At 61.4% G+C, this 14,853-nt stretch carries 17 protein-coding genes; 6 read left to right on the top strand and 11 right to left on the bottom strand.

The window, feature by feature from the left end; genetic code table 11:
• The first annotated feature begins 273 nt into the window (after positions 1-273).
• The 5 genes from GFS60_RS38430 (at position 274) to GFS60_RS38450 (ending at position 2,553) form a co-directional block, all read left to right on the top strand.
• Complete coding sequence (locus GFS60_RS38430) at positions 274-594, top strand: hypothetical protein (RefSeq protein WP_159929993.1); 321 nt, start codon at positions 274-276, stop codon at positions 592-594.
• Positions 595-721: 127 nt separating this feature from the next.
• Positions 722-901 (top strand): hypothetical protein, encoded by a 180-nt coding sequence (locus GFS60_RS38435; protein ID WP_159929995.1) that lies wholly within the window; start codon positions 722-724, stop codon positions 899-901.
• A complete protein-coding gene (locus GFS60_RS38440; RefSeq protein ID WP_159929997.1) occupies positions 898-1,122 on the top strand; it encodes a hypothetical protein in 225 nt (74 codons plus the stop codon). The genes GFS60_RS38435 and GFS60_RS38440 overlap by 4 nt, the downstream gene beginning before the upstream one ends.
• A 244-nt stretch (positions 1,123-1,366) precedes the next feature.
• Entirely contained in the window at positions 1,367-2,272 is a 906-nt protein-coding gene (locus GFS60_RS38445; RefSeq protein ID WP_159929999.1) for a replication initiation protein, read from the top strand.
• A 44-nt stretch (positions 2,273-2,316) separates the two neighbouring features.
• Positions 2,317-2,553, top strand: coding sequence for a sigma factor-like helix-turn-helix DNA-binding protein (locus GFS60_RS38450; protein ID WP_236603790.1), 237 nt, complete (start codon positions 2,317-2,319; stop codon positions 2,551-2,553).
• Positions 2,554-2,714: 161 nt separating this feature from the next.
• On the opposite strand, the gene GFS60_RS38455 is transcribed toward GFS60_RS38450, so the two are convergent.
• The 5 genes from GFS60_RS38455 to GFS60_RS38475 form a co-directional block, all read right to left on the bottom strand.
• Positions 2,715-3,650 carry a hypothetical protein gene (locus tag GFS60_RS38455; RefSeq protein WP_159930003.1) on the bottom strand — a complete coding sequence of 312 codons (936 nt, stop codon included), beginning with the start codon at positions 3,648-3,650 and terminating at the stop codon, positions 2,715-2,717.
• Positions 3,647-4,681, bottom strand: a complete 1,035-nt coding sequence (locus tag GFS60_RS38460) for a DNA methyltransferase (protein WP_159930027.1) — start codon at positions 4,679-4,681, stop codon at positions 3,647-3,649. The genes GFS60_RS38455 and GFS60_RS38460 overlap by 4 nt, the downstream gene beginning before the upstream one ends.
• Before the next feature lie 162 nt (positions 4,682-4,843).
• A complete protein-coding gene (locus GFS60_RS38465; RefSeq protein WP_159930005.1) occupies positions 4,844-5,119 on the bottom strand; it encodes a hypothetical protein in 276 nt (91 codons plus the stop codon).
• Positions 5,116-5,889, bottom strand: a complete 774-nt coding sequence (locus tag GFS60_RS38470; RefSeq protein ID WP_159930007.1) for a ParA family protein — start codon at positions 5,887-5,889, stop codon at positions 5,116-5,118. The genes GFS60_RS38465 and GFS60_RS38470 overlap by 4 nt, the downstream gene beginning before the upstream one ends.
• Positions 5,890-6,336: 447 nt before the next feature.
• A complete protein-coding gene (locus GFS60_RS38475) occupies positions 6,337-6,819 on the bottom strand; it encodes a hypothetical protein (protein ID WP_159930009.1) in 483 nt (160 codons plus the stop codon).
• A 249-nt stretch (positions 6,820-7,068) separates the two neighbouring features.
• Between GFS60_RS38475 and GFS60_RS38480 the strand changes: the two genes are divergently transcribed.
• Complete coding sequence (locus tag GFS60_RS38480) at positions 7,069-7,893, top strand: TetR/AcrR family transcriptional regulator (RefSeq protein ID WP_159930011.1); 825 nt, start codon at positions 7,069-7,071, stop codon at positions 7,891-7,893.
• Positions 7,894-8,592: 699 nt separating this feature from the next.
• Here GFS60_RS38480 and GFS60_RS38490 read toward each other — a convergent pair.
• The 6 genes from GFS60_RS38490 to GFS60_RS38515 all read right to left on the bottom strand — a co-directional run bounded on the left by GFS60_RS38490 (position 8,593) and on the right by GFS60_RS38515 (position 14,600).
• Positions 8,593-9,306 (bottom strand): lysophospholipid acyltransferase family protein, encoded by a 714-nt coding sequence (locus tag GFS60_RS38490; protein WP_159930015.1) that lies wholly within the window; start codon positions 9,304-9,306, stop codon positions 8,593-8,595.
• Between the two features lie 10 nt (positions 9,307-9,316).
• Positions 9,317-10,282 carry a UbiA prenyltransferase family protein gene (locus GFS60_RS38495; RefSeq protein WP_259349410.1) on the bottom strand — a complete coding sequence of 322 codons (966 nt, stop codon included), beginning with the start codon at positions 10,280-10,282 and terminating at the stop codon, positions 9,317-9,319.
• A 106-nt stretch (positions 10,283-10,388) separates the two neighbouring features.
• Positions 10,389-10,943, bottom strand: a complete 555-nt coding sequence (locus tag GFS60_RS38500) for a hypothetical protein (RefSeq protein ID WP_159930019.1) — start codon at positions 10,941-10,943, stop codon at positions 10,389-10,391.
• The gene (locus GFS60_RS38505) at positions 10,940-12,799 is read right to left on the bottom strand and encodes a type IV secretory system conjugative DNA transfer family protein (protein WP_159930021.1); all 1,860 of its coding nucleotides are present in this window, start codon (positions 12,797-12,799) and stop codon (positions 10,940-10,942) included. The genes GFS60_RS38500 and GFS60_RS38505 overlap by 4 nt, the downstream gene beginning before the upstream one ends.
• The gene (locus GFS60_RS38510) at positions 12,796-13,926 is read right to left on the bottom strand and encodes a relaxase/mobilization nuclease domain-containing protein (RefSeq protein WP_159930023.1); all 1,131 of its coding nucleotides are present in this window, start codon (positions 13,924-13,926) and stop codon (positions 12,796-12,798) included. The genes GFS60_RS38505 and GFS60_RS38510 overlap by 4 nt, the downstream gene beginning before the upstream one ends.
• Positions 13,923-14,600: a hypothetical protein gene (locus GFS60_RS38515; RefSeq protein WP_159930025.1), complete on the bottom strand. Its 678-nt coding sequence runs from the start codon at positions 14,598-14,600 to the stop codon at positions 13,923-13,925. The genes GFS60_RS38510 and GFS60_RS38515 overlap by 4 nt, the downstream gene beginning before the upstream one ends.
• Positions 14,601-14,853: the final 253 nt, after the last annotated feature.

Here is a 14,853-nt window from a genome sequence, read left to right on the forward strand (position 1 = left end):
ACTTCGCCGCCTCGCACGCCTTTCGCGGGTGGCGGGTCGCAGCGTGGGGCCTGTCTCCGGCTCGAGTGCGCCCCGCGCGCTCGGACGGTGGCCGGCCCCACGTGTCACGCTGGCGTGACACTGCGCCGCCAGGCGCACACCGCGCGCAGCGCGTGTGGTTGACGAGGTGGTGTGCGCTCGCGTGCCGTCAGGCGCGCGGCAAACACCGACACGGCAACCACATACCGACCGCGCCAGCGGTCGCACTCGCGACACGCGCATACACTCCGAAACATGACTGATAGCCCAGTAGCTACGCCAACAGAAGCGGACATCGAAGCGCTTGCAAACAATCAAGTGCAACGCCGAATCGAAACCGGAAAGAAGGTCGCAGCAACGCTGGCCGAACTTACTGCCGCACGGGCCAGCGTCGCGTCACTGGAAACGAAGTACAAGGACGAGTACAGCGCAGCACTCGACAGTTCATGGACAGCGAAGGAACTATCGAGCCTCGGCATAGAACCCCTCAAACCGAAGCGTGCTCGACGTTCACCAAATACCGCAGCGCGAAGCCGAAGAAGCACTCGACGCAAAACGACGACGCAAGAAACGTAGAAGGCTGCCGCGCCACCGCTGCGCGCTGGCTTGCCAACTCATCGTCGGCGAGGTTGGCAAGGTGCATGGCCGGTCAAAGAGCAACGGTTTACCGCTACCTCGCCGCCGACGATGCGCAGGTGACGGCGTGAACACGTACGAGCGGGCCTATCGGCTCGGCGTCGCCCAGTCGCGCACCCTCGGCGCCCGTAACCCGTTCCGGCCAGCCAAGCTGCACACCCGCGAGATACTTCTCGCGCAGTGCTGGCGGGCCGGCCGTCTCCATGACATGCTTGCCAGCTTCAAAACAGACGGAGTGATCGCATGAACTACCTCGATGACGATTTCGAACGGGCCATGCGCACCACGCCCGCCCAGCTCGCCGAGCGAGAGGGACTCCGCGCCAAGGGTGCCGCACTGTGGAAGGCCCACCTCGAGAGCATCGGACATCAGGTCACCTACCGGGTGCCACAGCTGCTACGGTTTTCGCAGCTCACGGGTGCGCAACCCGACCGCAGCAGCGCGGGTTGTAGAGCAAGTGACTCTTAATCACTGGGTCCAGCGTCCAGCATCTGAGGTAGTTCGTTGGGTATGAGCAGCGCTGGCAGAACCTTGAGGCGTAGGGCCGTGCGATTCGGGTGACCGGGGCGCGACGAGCTTTCTGAGGGTCGGGCGGGATAAGGCTTTGGGTTGCCTACTTGAAGAGTGTGCAACGGAGCGAAGCCCGGGATACCTGATATGGCTACGGCGTGCCTACCTAAATAATTCGTCCGGGTGGGGCAAGGTTTCCCGCATGGATCTTTCGGGGGCGGAACTACTCACTGACGATCGATGGGCGCTAGACGTACTGCTACCGCATCGGCCGTACGCGACGAACCAACTGGACCGTGGCCAGTACCGCATGAGCCGGGACGACGCACTGGCGATGCGCTACGTCGAGCACTCACCACATGCGCTTCTGGGATCCATCGTCATCGACTGCGACCATCCCGACGCCGCTATGCGCGCCTTCGAGCAGCCCAGCGACCACCCTGCGCCCTCCTGGGTCGCACAGACCATCAGGGGACCGCACGCTGGACGTGCACATCTGGGCTGGTGGCTCGCCGCACCGGTCTGCCGCACCGACTCGGCGCGGCTGCAACCGCTCCGGTTCGCTCAACGCATCGAAGCTGGGCTGAGAACGTCGGTGGGAGGCGATTTCTCATACGGCGGGCAACTTACCAAGAATCCCATTCACCCTGACTGGGAAACGCTCTACGGGCCAGCAAAGCCGTACGAACTCCGCGACCTGGCCACCATCCACACACCTCGGCAGATGCCCCGCCGGCCCGACCGCGCGACAGGGCTCGGCCGCAACGTCACCATGTTCGACACCGCGCGGAAGTGGGCCTATCCGCAGTGGTGGCGCCACCGTGAAGGCACCGGTCGCGACTGGGAACGGCTCGTGCTGCAACGCTGCCATGCGATCAACACGGAATTTCCCGAGCCGCTCCCGTTCATCGAGGTTCGCGCCACCGCGCAATCCATTGCTCGCTGGATATGGCGCAACTTCTCCGAAGAGCAATACCGTGCCCTCCAGGCGCACCGCGGCAGCAAGGGTGGGCGGACAATGACTGAGAAGCGGCGGCAGTCGATCGTGGCCACGAATAAGCGTCGGGCCGTAGATCGTGCCGCCATCCTCGCTGAGTTGGAGGCATGATGGCTGCTGAGAACCCGATGCGCCGGTCAAAGACTGCGAAGGAGATGGCAGCACGTCTCGGAGTGTCCGAACGCACCATCCGCAACGTCGTTGCTGAACCCCGCGCGGATTTCGAGGCTAGAGCACAGGAGCGACGTCAACGCGCGGTCGAGCTGCGGGAACAAGGCCTGAAGTATCGCGAGATAGCCGAGGAAATGGGCTGCTCTGTTGGCACAGTCGGCACACTGCTGCACCACGCGCGGAAGTCGGGCATGAGTGATCGGAGGCAAGCCAGCGCGTAGCGGTGGCGCGGCAGTGCTTTCTTCTACGCCTTCCGGGACAGGCTTCTGGGACAGCTGTGCTGGCGACTGTACGGGGATTGGGAGATCCACACAGTCGTCGTACTAACTTTCTATAAAGTTAGAAAACTCTGTTTACCAGCCAGTTAACGGCAACCTCAAGGTCACGACATGAGACCGCCAAGCTCTTCGAGTAGCGCCACAATTCTTTCTGCTTGCTCATTCGTGAGATTCACGATCCCCTTCTTCAACATCGCTTGGACTTTGACGGCTACGGCCTCCGGGTCTGGAGTCTCCGAAAATGCAGCGAGAAACCGGATCCACTGGCGCGCCGGTATCCCCGATACATTCATGTCTAGCTGCTCGTCCTTCCATTCATCCATCAGTCCTTTGACTCGGGCTACACGGCCGAAGTTTTTTCCAGAGTCTTGGACCGGACGATCTGAGATCTGCGTGCCAGCAGGGGGGTACGGAGCATCCACCGTGGCCATGATGATCTCGCTGTTTCTGCTCGCCGCGTTACCGCCTCGGGCATGCTTCCAGTAGTAGGTTCGCATGTGGGCTGCATAGCCGGCCTGTTCAACGAAAGGTTTGTGCGCGCGGGGCGTACCGCTGAGCACGTTGCTAAGTGTCCATGGAACAACAACGATCAGGTCCCACGGCGAACAGGCTGATGCGTTAGCGGTATATCGAAATGATGGCTCGGCTTCCTTACTGAGCAGATACCAACCTTTCAACTCAATGCCTAAAACCGGCAGGGTCACATCTGACTGCTTCACTAAACGAACGTCAGGGAATGACTGCGAAAAGCGTTGAAACCCGTACTCCTGCCACTCATCATCGGGATCCCAGACGTCTCGAAGCCTGTTGAGAGTTTCGACAGTCTGGATCTCGATCGCGCCGCCCAACAGGGTGTTGAGGGAGAACAGATCTGCAGCGTCTAAGCCTTCGATGTTGATGGTGCTAGTGAAATAGAAGGGGAGGGCCGCCAAAGCATCCAGCACGTTGCTACGCAGCTTTGTCCGCGGATCAGAGTCAGGAAGCTCCGCGCGGACTGGGGCCACGGATGCCGTACTGAGGGAGTCTGATTGGTCGGTCATGAGGCTGCTTTACTCTTCTTCATGAACTCGCTCTTGGCTACCTTCAATCTCTCCAATGCCAGGTCTTGGAACGTGCGGTCCACCTCTGCTACGCGTGCTTTCCGACCCAGGCCGACTGCCGCGACCGAGCCTGACGCAAGTCCACCGAAGGGTTCCCAAACGACATCCCTCTCGCGAGTGGTGGCCTGGACCTGCCGAGTCATGAACTCAAGCGGTTTCTGATTCAAATGCGCAGCACTCTGGTTTGTTGGTTTGTACACCCGGGGCGCTGACCTCTCCAATGTTCCCTTGAGCCGCTCCGAATCGCTTAGCGGCGGCCTACTCCATACGTTGGTTAGACCGTGCTCATGGTTCCATACTGCTCGCAATGCATCCCAAGCATCCGCAGTGATGGGAGTCTTTCCGTCAATCGCGAAGTACGGCCGCTTTGTCAACTTCCCGTGCTTGGTCGCATACCTGGCCATCGCTGCCACCATGTCCCCAGGCGGCCAATACCAGAGCCAGTCTTGGGTGAGATACTTGCGAGTCGCCGCATTCTTCACACCACAGGCTTCGTTAGATCGGTTCAGCGGAAGACCGGACCTTCGCCACTCCTCCCGGAGCCACTGTTGGACGTGCATCGTTTCTCCGTCCTCACAAGGAAGGAGAATCCGACGTCGGTAGAGCACCGACACCTCAGTCACGACCGGCAGCCGCCGAATAGTCTGGCCATTCACGTTGCCGGCGATGTGCGACAGTCCTTTGTCCCAAACAACGGTCTGGACGTAGTCCCAACCGTTCGCGACAAGAAGCGGGTGCACAGTCGCCCATCCAACCTCGGTGTTCCAGAACCAAAGCGAAGTAGACATCTTCGCCGCTTTGGACCAAGCAAGTACATGGGGGCTGTACCACTCGACGAGACCGTCAGCTCCGGTGGTGTCGCCATGAAAACCTCGAACCCCGTATGCCCCGTCCGACATGATCAGATCGGGCGCTTCCCACTTGTCGTAGGCAGAGACTACGTTTCCCCGGAAGAGCTGATACGGCTCCATTGATGCCACTTGTTTTTGTTCCTTGTCTTCTTATGTTGGTCACGCTGACCCTATCTAGGCGAGGCCGAGACATTGCAATCGATGTGCGACTACTGACCTATGCAGTAGCGAACGCCGAAGTTATCTTTCTAACTTGTTAGAAAGTGGCAGTGAGATCGTGTTTTAACTGTTAAGCCAGTGCCATAGTGCCTCATACACCGCATCTTGAATCCTGATGCCTCGTTGGGCGCAGGCGGTCTTGACCATGCGCTGCATGTCCGGCGGTAGCCGGGTGGCGAACGCCGTCACCGTCGCATCCTTGGGCAACGTCGGCGGCGCGGCGGCGACCTGGCGGGCGAGCTGCGGGGTGAAGGGGTGCGGCTTCGACTGGGCCGCATCCTTCTCCGGAACGGTGGCGCGGCTCCCGCCGAAAGCGGACGGTTTCTTGGTCGCGGTCACGGCCGAGCTCCTCCCAGTACGCGGTCCAACGCTGCATCGAACGCGCGCGTCACCTCGAGCACGGGTGGGCGGACCTCGTGAATAGGTCGGCGGTCTCCGACTGCTTCCGCAACGGCCGCCCGCTGGGGCACGACCTCGGGGAGAACAAGATCACCGAGGGCCTCGCGTATCTCAGCGGTGCGGTGTGCTGCTTCGCGGGCCTGCGCGGGTACGCGCCCGATGAGAACACCGGCCACGGTCAACGTGGGGTTGTAGTACCGCTGGATCGTGTCGATTGCCTGCAAGATCTTCGACACACCCCGGCTGGCCATGAACGATGGCTCGGTGGCCACCAGCGCGTTGTCGGCCGCAATGAGTGCGTTGGAGACGAGCTTGCCGATACTCGGCGGGCAGTCGATCAGGATCAGCGGGAACTGCTGCCGCAGCTCGTCGCTGTCGAGGGCCACGCGAAGGCGCTGTTCCACCCCGAGGCCGGCAACCGCGTCGATGTCGGAAAGGTCGAGGTCGGCGGGAATGACGCTCACGTGGTCCCACTTCGACGCCTGGACGACCTCTGTCGCGCCACCTGGGAACTCGCCCGCGAGTAGATCAGCGGCCGTTTGCCCGTCGACGGGGTAGTCGATCCCCAGCGCCTCGGACGCGTTGCACTGGGGATCGAGGTCGATCACCAGGGTGTCGATGCCGCGCGCACTGGCGGCGGAGGCGAGACCGAGTACGGTTGTGGTCTTGCCCGATCCGCCCTTTTGGTTCACCACTGCTGTAGTCGTCATAGCCGAGAATCTAACATTCAAGATTGTTAGATTCGTGGATTGTCAAGGCGTTTCGCCTGAAGCGATTCATTCTTCCCTTAGTAGTCGGCATTCGAGGGACGGAACCGCGAAAAGTGGCGCTAAGGAGTTACCGCAGAACTTGATGCCCAGGTTCACGACGTCGTATCCGTAGGACCACCGTGCGGGCGGGCAATGTTGATGCCGAGGGCCAATGAACGAGGGAAGGACCGCGGCCACCGAACCTGTGAGAGGCGACAGCGACGTGACGCGGCCCCCTCTTGTGCGGATCACCCGAATCTCCTTGCAGGACGCGCCGTTACCGAGCGCCGAATCGACCGATGCCGCAACCAGCCATCGATAGAGGTGACGAAGACCCGCCCCGTATCGAGGCGGGTCTTCGTGATTGAGGTCGGTGCTTGGTCAAACCCTTCTTCTCGTCCGGTGGGGTTAGCCGATTTCACTTCCAGAATCGACGTATTCGTAGCGGGCCTTCTCGGACCCGCAGTAGCGCGGGTGATTCGTCCAGCTCACAGCTTTCGGGCCCTTCTTGTCGGCGCGCTGCGCCACCTGGACACATCCGCCGTACACCGAAGCCTCCACCGCGTTGTCCTCCATCGCCTGCGTGTCCTCGATTGCGTTTCCGAAGAAGAAGTGCTCGATCGAATCGGGCCACGCTTGCACTGCGTCAACGTAGCCCTGGCTCGCGTACTCCGCGATCGCTGCAGTTGCCTCGATGCTGTAGTACTTCGTGCAGATCTTGGGTCCACAATCAACCCATTCCGATCGCGGAACGTTGTTCGGCGCGTGCGGCATCCACGGCGCAGCCATGGCAGGCGCCGCAGCAAGGACCGCAGTGCAAAGCACAGCGCCCAGCCCCAGACTCAACCTGCCTGCGGCAATCTTCACTTGCCGCGCTGTCTTGGTACTCATCGTGTCTGCGCGAGCCCCAGCGTCCTCATTCGGTATCTCAAGGATTGTGCGTGACATGTTCTGACCTCCCGATTCGGGGTGAGGGTGACTGAACTTGTGGTCCGACCAACCCCAGAAACGACCTGCGTGTCCTGTTGGACCGAGGGAAGAACTCCCACCTGCATATGAGAGAGTGAGACAGACCATACACAGTTTGGATCTTGAGTGCAAGACTCCGGATTGGGACTATCAGTCTCAAACTACGATTGGATGCAGCAAATGGACAAGTCCAGCGAGGCGCAAGCGTGGGCGACTGGGAAGCGAGCAAAACGCCGATCGCGCCTATCGTCCGCGGAGTTACGTGACAAGGTGCTGGATACTGCGCTGGAGATGCTGCAGGAAACAGGCCTGACGGTGAGTTTGGCTCATCTGAAGATGGAGGAACTCATTCGCATTGCCGACGTTCCTCGCAGCTCGGTGTATCGAGAGTGGGAGACGGCAGAGGAATTCTATGTCGCCCTGATGGAGCGAATGCTCGAGCCAGCAGAAGATCAAGGTGTGGCATTCGACGAAGAGACCATCAGAATTGCCTTGGCAGTGATCGAAGAACACCGCGACGAACTCGGTACCGTCGACGGCCGGCGGAGGGTTCTCATGGAAGCGATTCGACAGGGCGTTGCGCGCAACTTCGAAGCAGTGAGCCGCGCACTGGCATGGCGCACCTTTACTACCTTGAACTCGACGCTTCCCGCGCTTGAGGAAGAGCACCGTGAACGTATTCAGGCTGCGCTGGTTGCCGCTGACGAACACTTCATCAACCGGATGGCTGCCTTCTATGAATCGGTCATTTCATATTTCGGATTGCAGTTCAAACCGGGATTCGATGTCTACAAGTTCACGGCCACGGCATCGTCGGTCGTGGAAGGTCTAATCGGGCGCAGCTTTGTCAATCCAACGCTGGTCAATACTCCGGTCAGCGGACCCGGGATCAAAGGTGAATCCGCCCCTTGGCATCTCGCGGCAGTTGGATGGCTCGGAATCTTGGATGCCATGACTGAGCCGACTCCGGAGCACGGCGAGCCAGGTGACGAATAGATAAGATCTTCGGCGCTGCCGCGTTGACGTGGTTTCTCTCTGCCCCAGTCGATACCGACCATTGTGGGCCAGTGGGTCCGCGTCGGTAGCTCAGCCAGTCCGTCAGTGCTCGGTAGGTGAGGTCGTCTCGGTAACTCCTTAGCGCCACTTTTCGCGGTTCCGTCCCTCGATTGCCTAGTCACCGTGTTCCACGAAGGATGACCCACTCCGCGAGCACACGATTAAGCACCTCTGAGTCTTCGGTGGGATTCACCCGTGCGGCTCGCACCATGATCGGTTCCAGGATCTCCTCGAATCGCGTGATGCTCGCGTCCAACGCCGCCCGCCTAGTCGCGCCGCGCGCGTGCAGCATGCGATTGAGATCTCCGACCAACTCGCATAGTTGGACCACTTCGGCGTCACTGATCGGTAGTTCCCCGACAGGATGAGAGCTCTCAGTGCTGTCGTGCTCCAAAGGGATTGGTTGGTCACCAGTGATGGCAGCCATAGCGCCACCCACTTGCCAACGAAGAACCTTGTCGAGCTTGGCAAGCGTTGAAACACGAATCGGGCCACCTGCGCCGCTCTCGAGTCGCACCATCGTTGGTTCGGCCGGCCCTCCCGCTTCGGCGACTGCTGCCAAGCTCAAGCCGAGTACTCGGCGACGTGCACGAAGGACCTGGCTGAACCGTTCAGCGTCTACAGGAGTGAGCGCACCTGTCATAGTGATCCAGTCTTCTCGCGGGTTGTCATCTGGACCGCTTCGGGGTCTTTGATGACTGCAGCGTAGATCGGTGCCCGCTGCTGCCCACTCAGGGCACCAATGCGGTCCATCAGCAAGTCCGTGATGACGCGCTCTACTCTGGTGTTCTCTTCCTGGGTGATGACCGCCTGGTAATCGAGTGGTTCACCTACGCGTATCCGGACCTTCGCGGGCCGCCAGATCACCTTGTCCGCCGGGTTGAGACGCTCCGTTCCGATCATCGCTACAGGGATGATCGGAACGTTCGTCATCAACGCGAGACGAGCGACGCCTGTCTTGCCCTTGAACAGGCGCCCATCCGGGGAGCTGTAGCTTTCGGGGTAGATACCTACGATTCCGCCAGTTCGGAGAATGGTTTGCAGTTGCTCCAGCGCCTTCTCAGCGGAGGCCTTGTCGTAGCGATCAATCGGAATCTGCCCCGTTGCGGTGAAGAAGAAACGTTTGAATGCACCCCAGATCCCGGGTGCGGTGAAGAATTGAACTTTCGCAGGAAAAGTGATTCGACGCTTGAGTATCATCGCAAGGAAAAACGAATCCACGACCGCCAGATGGTTGCTTGCGATAATAACGGGTCCGGTACGGGGAATGTTTTCTACACCCTCAACAGAGGGCCTCCCTAGCAGCCGAAGAACCGGACCGATAAAAACGTTCTTGAACAGTAGATACCACACAGAATTTCTCCTATCCGGGAATTACTAGGTGGCCGAGTGAAGCAACACAGAGAATGGAGTACGTTGCTCGATTCCATCGAGCATTAATGACTTCGGATCGCGGCTCATTCATATGATCGATAATTGCGCTTTCATCTGCGAGCGATCCGACTCGATACCTGTGGTAGATCGTTATGACCATGCCAGTGCAGGCGACCAGACCCCACCAGCCCATCAGCCAGATACATGCCGCCAGGTTGAGCCCGCATCCGATTGCCGTAGCAAGCACTGCGCCCTGTGCAGCTCGAACAGCCCCATGTCGAACAGCGATGGTGTGAATCCCGCTTGCTTGATCGGCATGGAGATCGGGTATTGAGTGCCACACACCCCTACTTGCCGTGGAAAGGGTGAGCCCGAAAAGCAGAACGCTGGCGGCAGCATTGAATTGCGTGTCGGGGACGGTAGACATTGCGATCAATCCAGGGGCCAGACCTGATTTGATCCCCATGCACAGGGGACCGATTATGATTCGGCTTTTCATTCGAAACGGTGGTGCACTATATGCCCAGTTTGCGGCTATAGCTAGAATCGTCGCTCCTACGATGAATGGCCTATCGAGCGCGACAGCGGCAGTCATTGCTATAGCGATAGCGCTGACCTGTTCTGCGAAGTAAATACGCACCGCCCGCTGTACACCAATAGAGCGAAGCGCATCGGTCATGTATCGCTTCTTTGCATTGCGCAGATCGGACCGTATGTCCACGACAGTGTTGAGTACGAACCCGCCGAAGACCGTGAGTGCATTTATTGCAAGCCCTACCAGCAGCCACGGCGACCACAGCGCAGAGATCCCTGATGCCACGACCAACGCCCCCCATGCGAATGTGGGCAAATAAGTACCGGCGTGATCCAAACGGTGGAGACCTGCAAGGGCAGATCGAGGTCCTTCGCCGACATCCCTCTGGACTCTGATTCTCACGTCCGGAGACGGGCGCATGGGTTTCCCTTTTCTGCTGGTAGACGTGCATGTTCCCTAATGTCAAACTGTGCAGTTGGCGCGGGGACCGGGCGGGTAACCGCCGCCCGGTCCCCGCGCCTCTTTGTCAGCGGTTGGCAGTGTTGGTGCATCCCAGTCGCACCAGTACGGCGGCCTCGTTGATGCTGAGAGCTACACCAGCGGGATCGAGGCCTTGGCGCAGTCCTTCGCACTCTTCAGCGGTGGGGGCGGTCATCGCGCAGTGCGCGACTCTGGTTGGCATGTACGTGCCTCCATCTGGCCCGACGGGGTCGAGTGGGTAGTTCCCCGTGGGATCGGGTTCCTGTCTGCGTTCGAGCCTCCATCCTGCGGATTCGAGGCACTGCTGGTTCCACTCGACCGCCAGTGATCGCAACGGGGTCCCGAGCGCGGCACCATCGCGGTAGTTCTGGCACGTTCGCCGCGCCGGTTCGGTAGCCGGGTCGAGCATCTGGAACATGCTGATGATGCTGTCGGCCTGTTCCTTGCACGTCTCAGGGACAGCGGCGAGCAGTGCTACGCGCTCTTCCGCGATGGTGTGTTCTGGCTTGTCGTCGGTGGCGATGACAACGCCGGTGACGGCGGCCGCCGCAACGACGGTCACGGCTGCTGCCGCGAGGTACAGCTGGGTTCGGGTTTTCATATGGGGTTCCCTTCCTTGTCGAGCGGCACCATGCCGGTGCCGCTACCTGACGCAGCCTGATTGGTCTGCGCAAGCTGGTAGGCCTTGCTGTGCCCGTCCTGGGAGACGCTGCGCCACAACGGGTCCGCGAAATGCATGCTGAGGTTGACCAGGAACCAGTCCGCGCCTTCGAACAACAGCGCCTTCCCCGGCGGAAGGCTCGCAATGTCGCCCTGGTGCAAGACCTTCTGCCGGACTGTCGAGTAGCTCGGGTTTCGCTGGCGAATCGGGATGCTGTATTGGCCGACGTACGACGTGGATTCGCTGTAGCTGGTCATCATCCGGTCGTACTCGCCTGCCGCGTTGCTGAGCGCGTCGAGGGTGTAGGGCTCGATGACACCGTTGAGCACGACTTTTGTCGGGAACAGAGTCAGGAAGCCATCGGCTGCTTGTCCCCACCGTGCGCGGGCTCGGGAGAGATCTTGGATGCCGACGATGATGTGCAGGGACTGGCCGCCCGCCTCGCTGACAATGGCCGGCAGTGGGATCGGGGCGGTGTTGTTGGCCTCGTCGAGGACGAATGTCACGTGTGGACGTTTGGGCTCGTACCCCTGCTCTTCGGCCGCGTGCCGTTGGTAGGTGGCATACCGGATCTCTTCCAGCAGACCGGCGATGAGCGGGGCATATTCCTGCTGCCGCTCGGGGCTGGCAGTGATGTAGAGGGTGTCCGAGCTGCGGACGAACTGTCTCGGGTCGAAGTTCGGGTTGGTGCCGATTTCACGGGCGCTCACGCTGCCGTAGATCCGGAACAGGCGCGTCATGCTGGATTTGATCGAACCGCGTTCACGGTCCGGGATAGCAAGCAGGCCTGCGTGTTGTCCGGCCGCGATCTTGGCCCCCTGGTCGCCGTTGCTGGCGGCGTAGATGAGCGCACTGTCCACTTCCTGGGTGACGTCCGCTGTGTCCGGGTTCTGCACCCAGTCCGCAACGGTCGAAATCGAATGTCCGCCGAGGACTGCCGCATACAGCAGAACTTCGATCCAGTCGCGGCCCTTTTCCATGAAGTGGTTGTCCGACTCGCCAGAGGACCTTTCCTGGCCCATCATCGGGGCCGCGATCCTGGTGGCGATCATGCGGGCGTCGTCCCATGTTCGGATCGATACCAGCGGTGACCAGCGGGCCTGGATGATGCCGGGCGGTGTCTGTTCGCCCCCGCCCGGGTCAAAGTGGAAGACCCGACCGACTGCACCGCGTGCGTACGCGGTCGCTTGTAAGAGGTCGAGCTTGATCGAGCTGACAACACCAGCTCCTGGGATGACGTAAATCGACGGTATGAGCACCGCGGCGGTCTTACCACTGCCGGGTGGGCCGATGACCAACATGGCGCCGCGTGAGTTGGCACCGACATAGCGGCCGGTGTCGTCCCATCCCACATGCCCTCCGCCTGGCTTCTGCCAGCCCTTCGACGCCACCGCAACGATCTCAGTACTGGGCGACGGAGACGCCAGGACGATCTCGCGATCTGTCTTGGGCGATCTGAATGTGCTCTTGGAAATACTCTGACCAGCCGTTAAGCGTCCGATCGCGAACACAACGCCATAGACGATCAATGGGTACGAGGCGAGGAAGAAGACCACCAACGCGCAAACCCAATGCCCTCGGGCGAACCGAGCACCCTTGCGGCCGTCCCACAGCCCCAGCAGCCCTGCCACCGCACATACGACGATCACTCCGGGCGCGAGATTCGGATCTCCGTTCGTAACTCGGTAAATCAGAAATACCGGCGAGAACAGGGCAAACAGGATCCAATACTGACCGTCACTGTTTCGGCGCATCTCCACGCCGCCGGTGTCCTGCGGCCCCCACTGGCGGTTCATCGGCCGCGCTCCTGATCCTTTTCCGTGCTGCGTTGCTGCTCGCGCTCGGCCGCACGACGTGCCGCCTCCTCGCGGGCCTGCTCCCGCGTCATCGGTCCACGTTGCTCGGTGTTCTCCTGCGTCATGGGTTGCGCCTTCCTGTCCTCACTGGTCTCCATTCCTGTACTGGGTGTTTGTCGTTGCTGCTGGCGCTCGGCCGCACGACGTGCCGCCTCCTCGCGGGCCTGCTCCCGCGTCATCGGCTGCTGCATTTGCCGGGCCTCCCGAGCGGGCGGCCGGCCTTCCCCCTTCCCCCTGTCCACGTCCTGCTGCGTCTTCTGTTGCTCGGCGAGCCGCGTCTGGGTCTTGTTCCAGCTGAACTGCCCGCCAAGCTGGGAGCCCTTGAACCACACCTGTTCCCTGGCGGCGTTGGCCTCCCCTGTCGCCGCCGTGGTGTGGCCCTCGAGACCGTAGCTGTAGCCACTGACTCGGCCGGTGGTCTTGGAGACGTTGGCCCGGTAGTGCACGCCCTGCTCGGTCAACTTCTGCTCGTATGAGGCCCTGGTGCCGTCGCTCGCCCGCTCGGCCGCGGTCAGTTTGTCGCGGAGCTGCTCGCGCTCCGGCCGTACGCTCCGCCGCTCGGCGCTCTCCCGCTCGCCCTTGGACACCTCGGGCCGCTCGCGGTTGTACTTGCGGCTGGCGTCCTCGAGACCGTGCGTGCGTTCGATCTGGCGGCTCGCGGCCTGCGCCTTCGCGTAGTCGTGGCTGGTCTTGGCCAGCTTCCCGTCCCACTGCACCCGGCTGACGGTGATGTGGATGTGGTCGTCGGCGTGCCGGGTCGCCTCCCACGGGCACTTGTCGAACCCCATCCGCTCGACGTACTCGTTCGCAACCTGCTTCCATTCCCGGTCGGTGAGCTTGCGGTCGCTCTCCGAGATCCGGAGAGAGGTTCGGTGCAGCGGTTTGGCGACCTCGCCGCGTGCGGTCTTGGCGTGCTCGTCCATCACTCGGGCCCGGTCTTTCCACGTCCGGCCCGGTACGTTCCCCGCGACTTTGTGCGCGTTCTCGTGTTCGTCGCGGCGTCCAGGACCGTGGTCGTACGCCAGGGCCCCGTACGCCGATGAGCCCTTGCTGATGCGCGGGATCACGTGCGCTTGCCGAGTGCGTGATAGCGGCGCAGCAGGTCCGCAATGCGCGCGTGCACGTCTGCAAACTCTTCGTGCAAACCGGCGTCGTAGCCCTCGGCAACGTCCGCGAGTTGCGCGAGGTTCGTCACCGCTCCTGCGAGCTGGCGGCGTACCTCGTCCAGACCGGCCGGAACCGTCAGTGTTGCCGACGCCAACGGGTACCCGATGAGCGCGGCAACGGTGTACCGCACCCACGTTGCAACGCGCGCATATCCGCCGCGCAACGCGGCGTCATTCCAGCGTCCGAACTCGTCATCTGTGAGACGAACATTGACCAACTTCTCCCGCCGCTCCGACGTCCTCTCGTGTGACGCAACAGCCGTGTTCACCGTCGGCAAAAGTTCCTCTGCAAGGTCCGCAACAGCACGCGCACTCTGCAATGAATCCGCCACCACCCTGCCCAGCCGATTGCTGCCCTTTGCGCGCTCGTTCAGCACGCCGCACAGACGCACGAACCGCGTCGCCTCGTCGCCGGAAATATCGACCAACTCCGTACCGCTTGCGGCGTCGATCGGTTCGCGAGTCAGTGAGTCGTTGACGACCTCGCGGCACCAGTGCGCCAACGAGCTCCACGGCGAAGCGTCGAGCGCACGCGACCATGCTGCGTGTTCCGTCGGCTCCAACCGGACTGCCACTACTCGACTCCTCACGTGCGACCACTCTCCATCTGTGTTGCGTGTGCGCGGGTGCGTCGCAGCGTAGCTGCGCGCACACCGTGCACCGCCTCGCGCGGTTCCACGCCACGCGACCAGGTGCCGAAAGGCACCGCCGTCGCGGGCGGGGAACCCGCACCGACTGCGGCGGAGCCGCGTCGGAACCCCGGATGGAGCGTAGCGAAATCGGGGCGAGTTGCCTGTGAGCGTAGCGAACGGCATATCTCGCTGCAAG

It is taken from the genome of Rhodococcus sp. WAY2 (genome assembly GCF_009859915.1).
Lineage (GTDB): Bacteria > Actinomycetota > Actinomycetes > Mycobacteriales > Mycobacteriaceae > Rhodococcus_F > Rhodococcus_F oxybenzonivorans.

Coding starts and splice junctions, on each gene's coding strand:
- GFS60_RS38475 (WP_159930009.1), bottom strand. CDS start 6,819: ATGAGTACCAAGACAGCGCGGCAAGTGAAGATTGCCGCAGGCAGGTTG.
- GFS60_RS38455 (WP_159930003.1), bottom strand. CDS start 3,650: ATGACCGACCAATCAGACTCCCTCAGTACGGCATCCGTGGCCCCAGTC.
- GFS60_RS38440 (WP_159929997.1), top strand. CDS start 898: ATGAACTACCTCGATGACGATTTCGAACGGGCCATGCGCACCACGCCC.
- GFS60_RS38430 (WP_159929993.1), top strand. CDS start 274: ATGACTGATAGCCCAGTAGCTACGCCAACAGAAGCGGACATCGAAGCG.
- GFS60_RS38445 (WP_159929999.1), top strand. CDS start 1,367: ATGGATCTTTCGGGGGCGGAACTACTCACTGACGATCGATGGGCGCTA.
- GFS60_RS38505 (WP_159930021.1), bottom strand. CDS start 12,799: ATGAACCGCCAGTGGGGGCCGCAGGACACCGGCGGCGTGGAGATGCGC.
- GFS60_RS38450 (WP_236603790.1), top strand. CDS start 2,317: ATGGCAGCACGTCTCGGAGTGTCCGAACGCACCATCCGCAACGTCGTT.
- GFS60_RS38495 (WP_259349410.1), bottom strand. CDS start 10,282: ATGCGCCCGTCTCCGGACGTGAGAATCAGAGTCCAGAGGGATGTCGGC.
- GFS60_RS38470 (WP_159930007.1), bottom strand. CDS start 5,889: ATGACGACTACAGCAGTGGTGAACCAAAAGGGCGGATCGGGCAAGACC.
- GFS60_RS38480 (WP_159930011.1), top strand. CDS start 7,069: ATGCAGCAAATGGACAAGTCCAGCGAGGCGCAAGCGTGGGCGACTGGG.
- GFS60_RS38460 (WP_159930027.1), bottom strand. CDS start 4,681: ATGGAGCCGTATCAGCTCTTCCGGGGAAACGTAGTCTCTGCCTACGAC.
- GFS60_RS38500 (WP_159930019.1), bottom strand. CDS start 10,943: ATGAAAACCCGAACCCAGCTGTACCTCGCGGCAGCAGCCGTGACCGTC.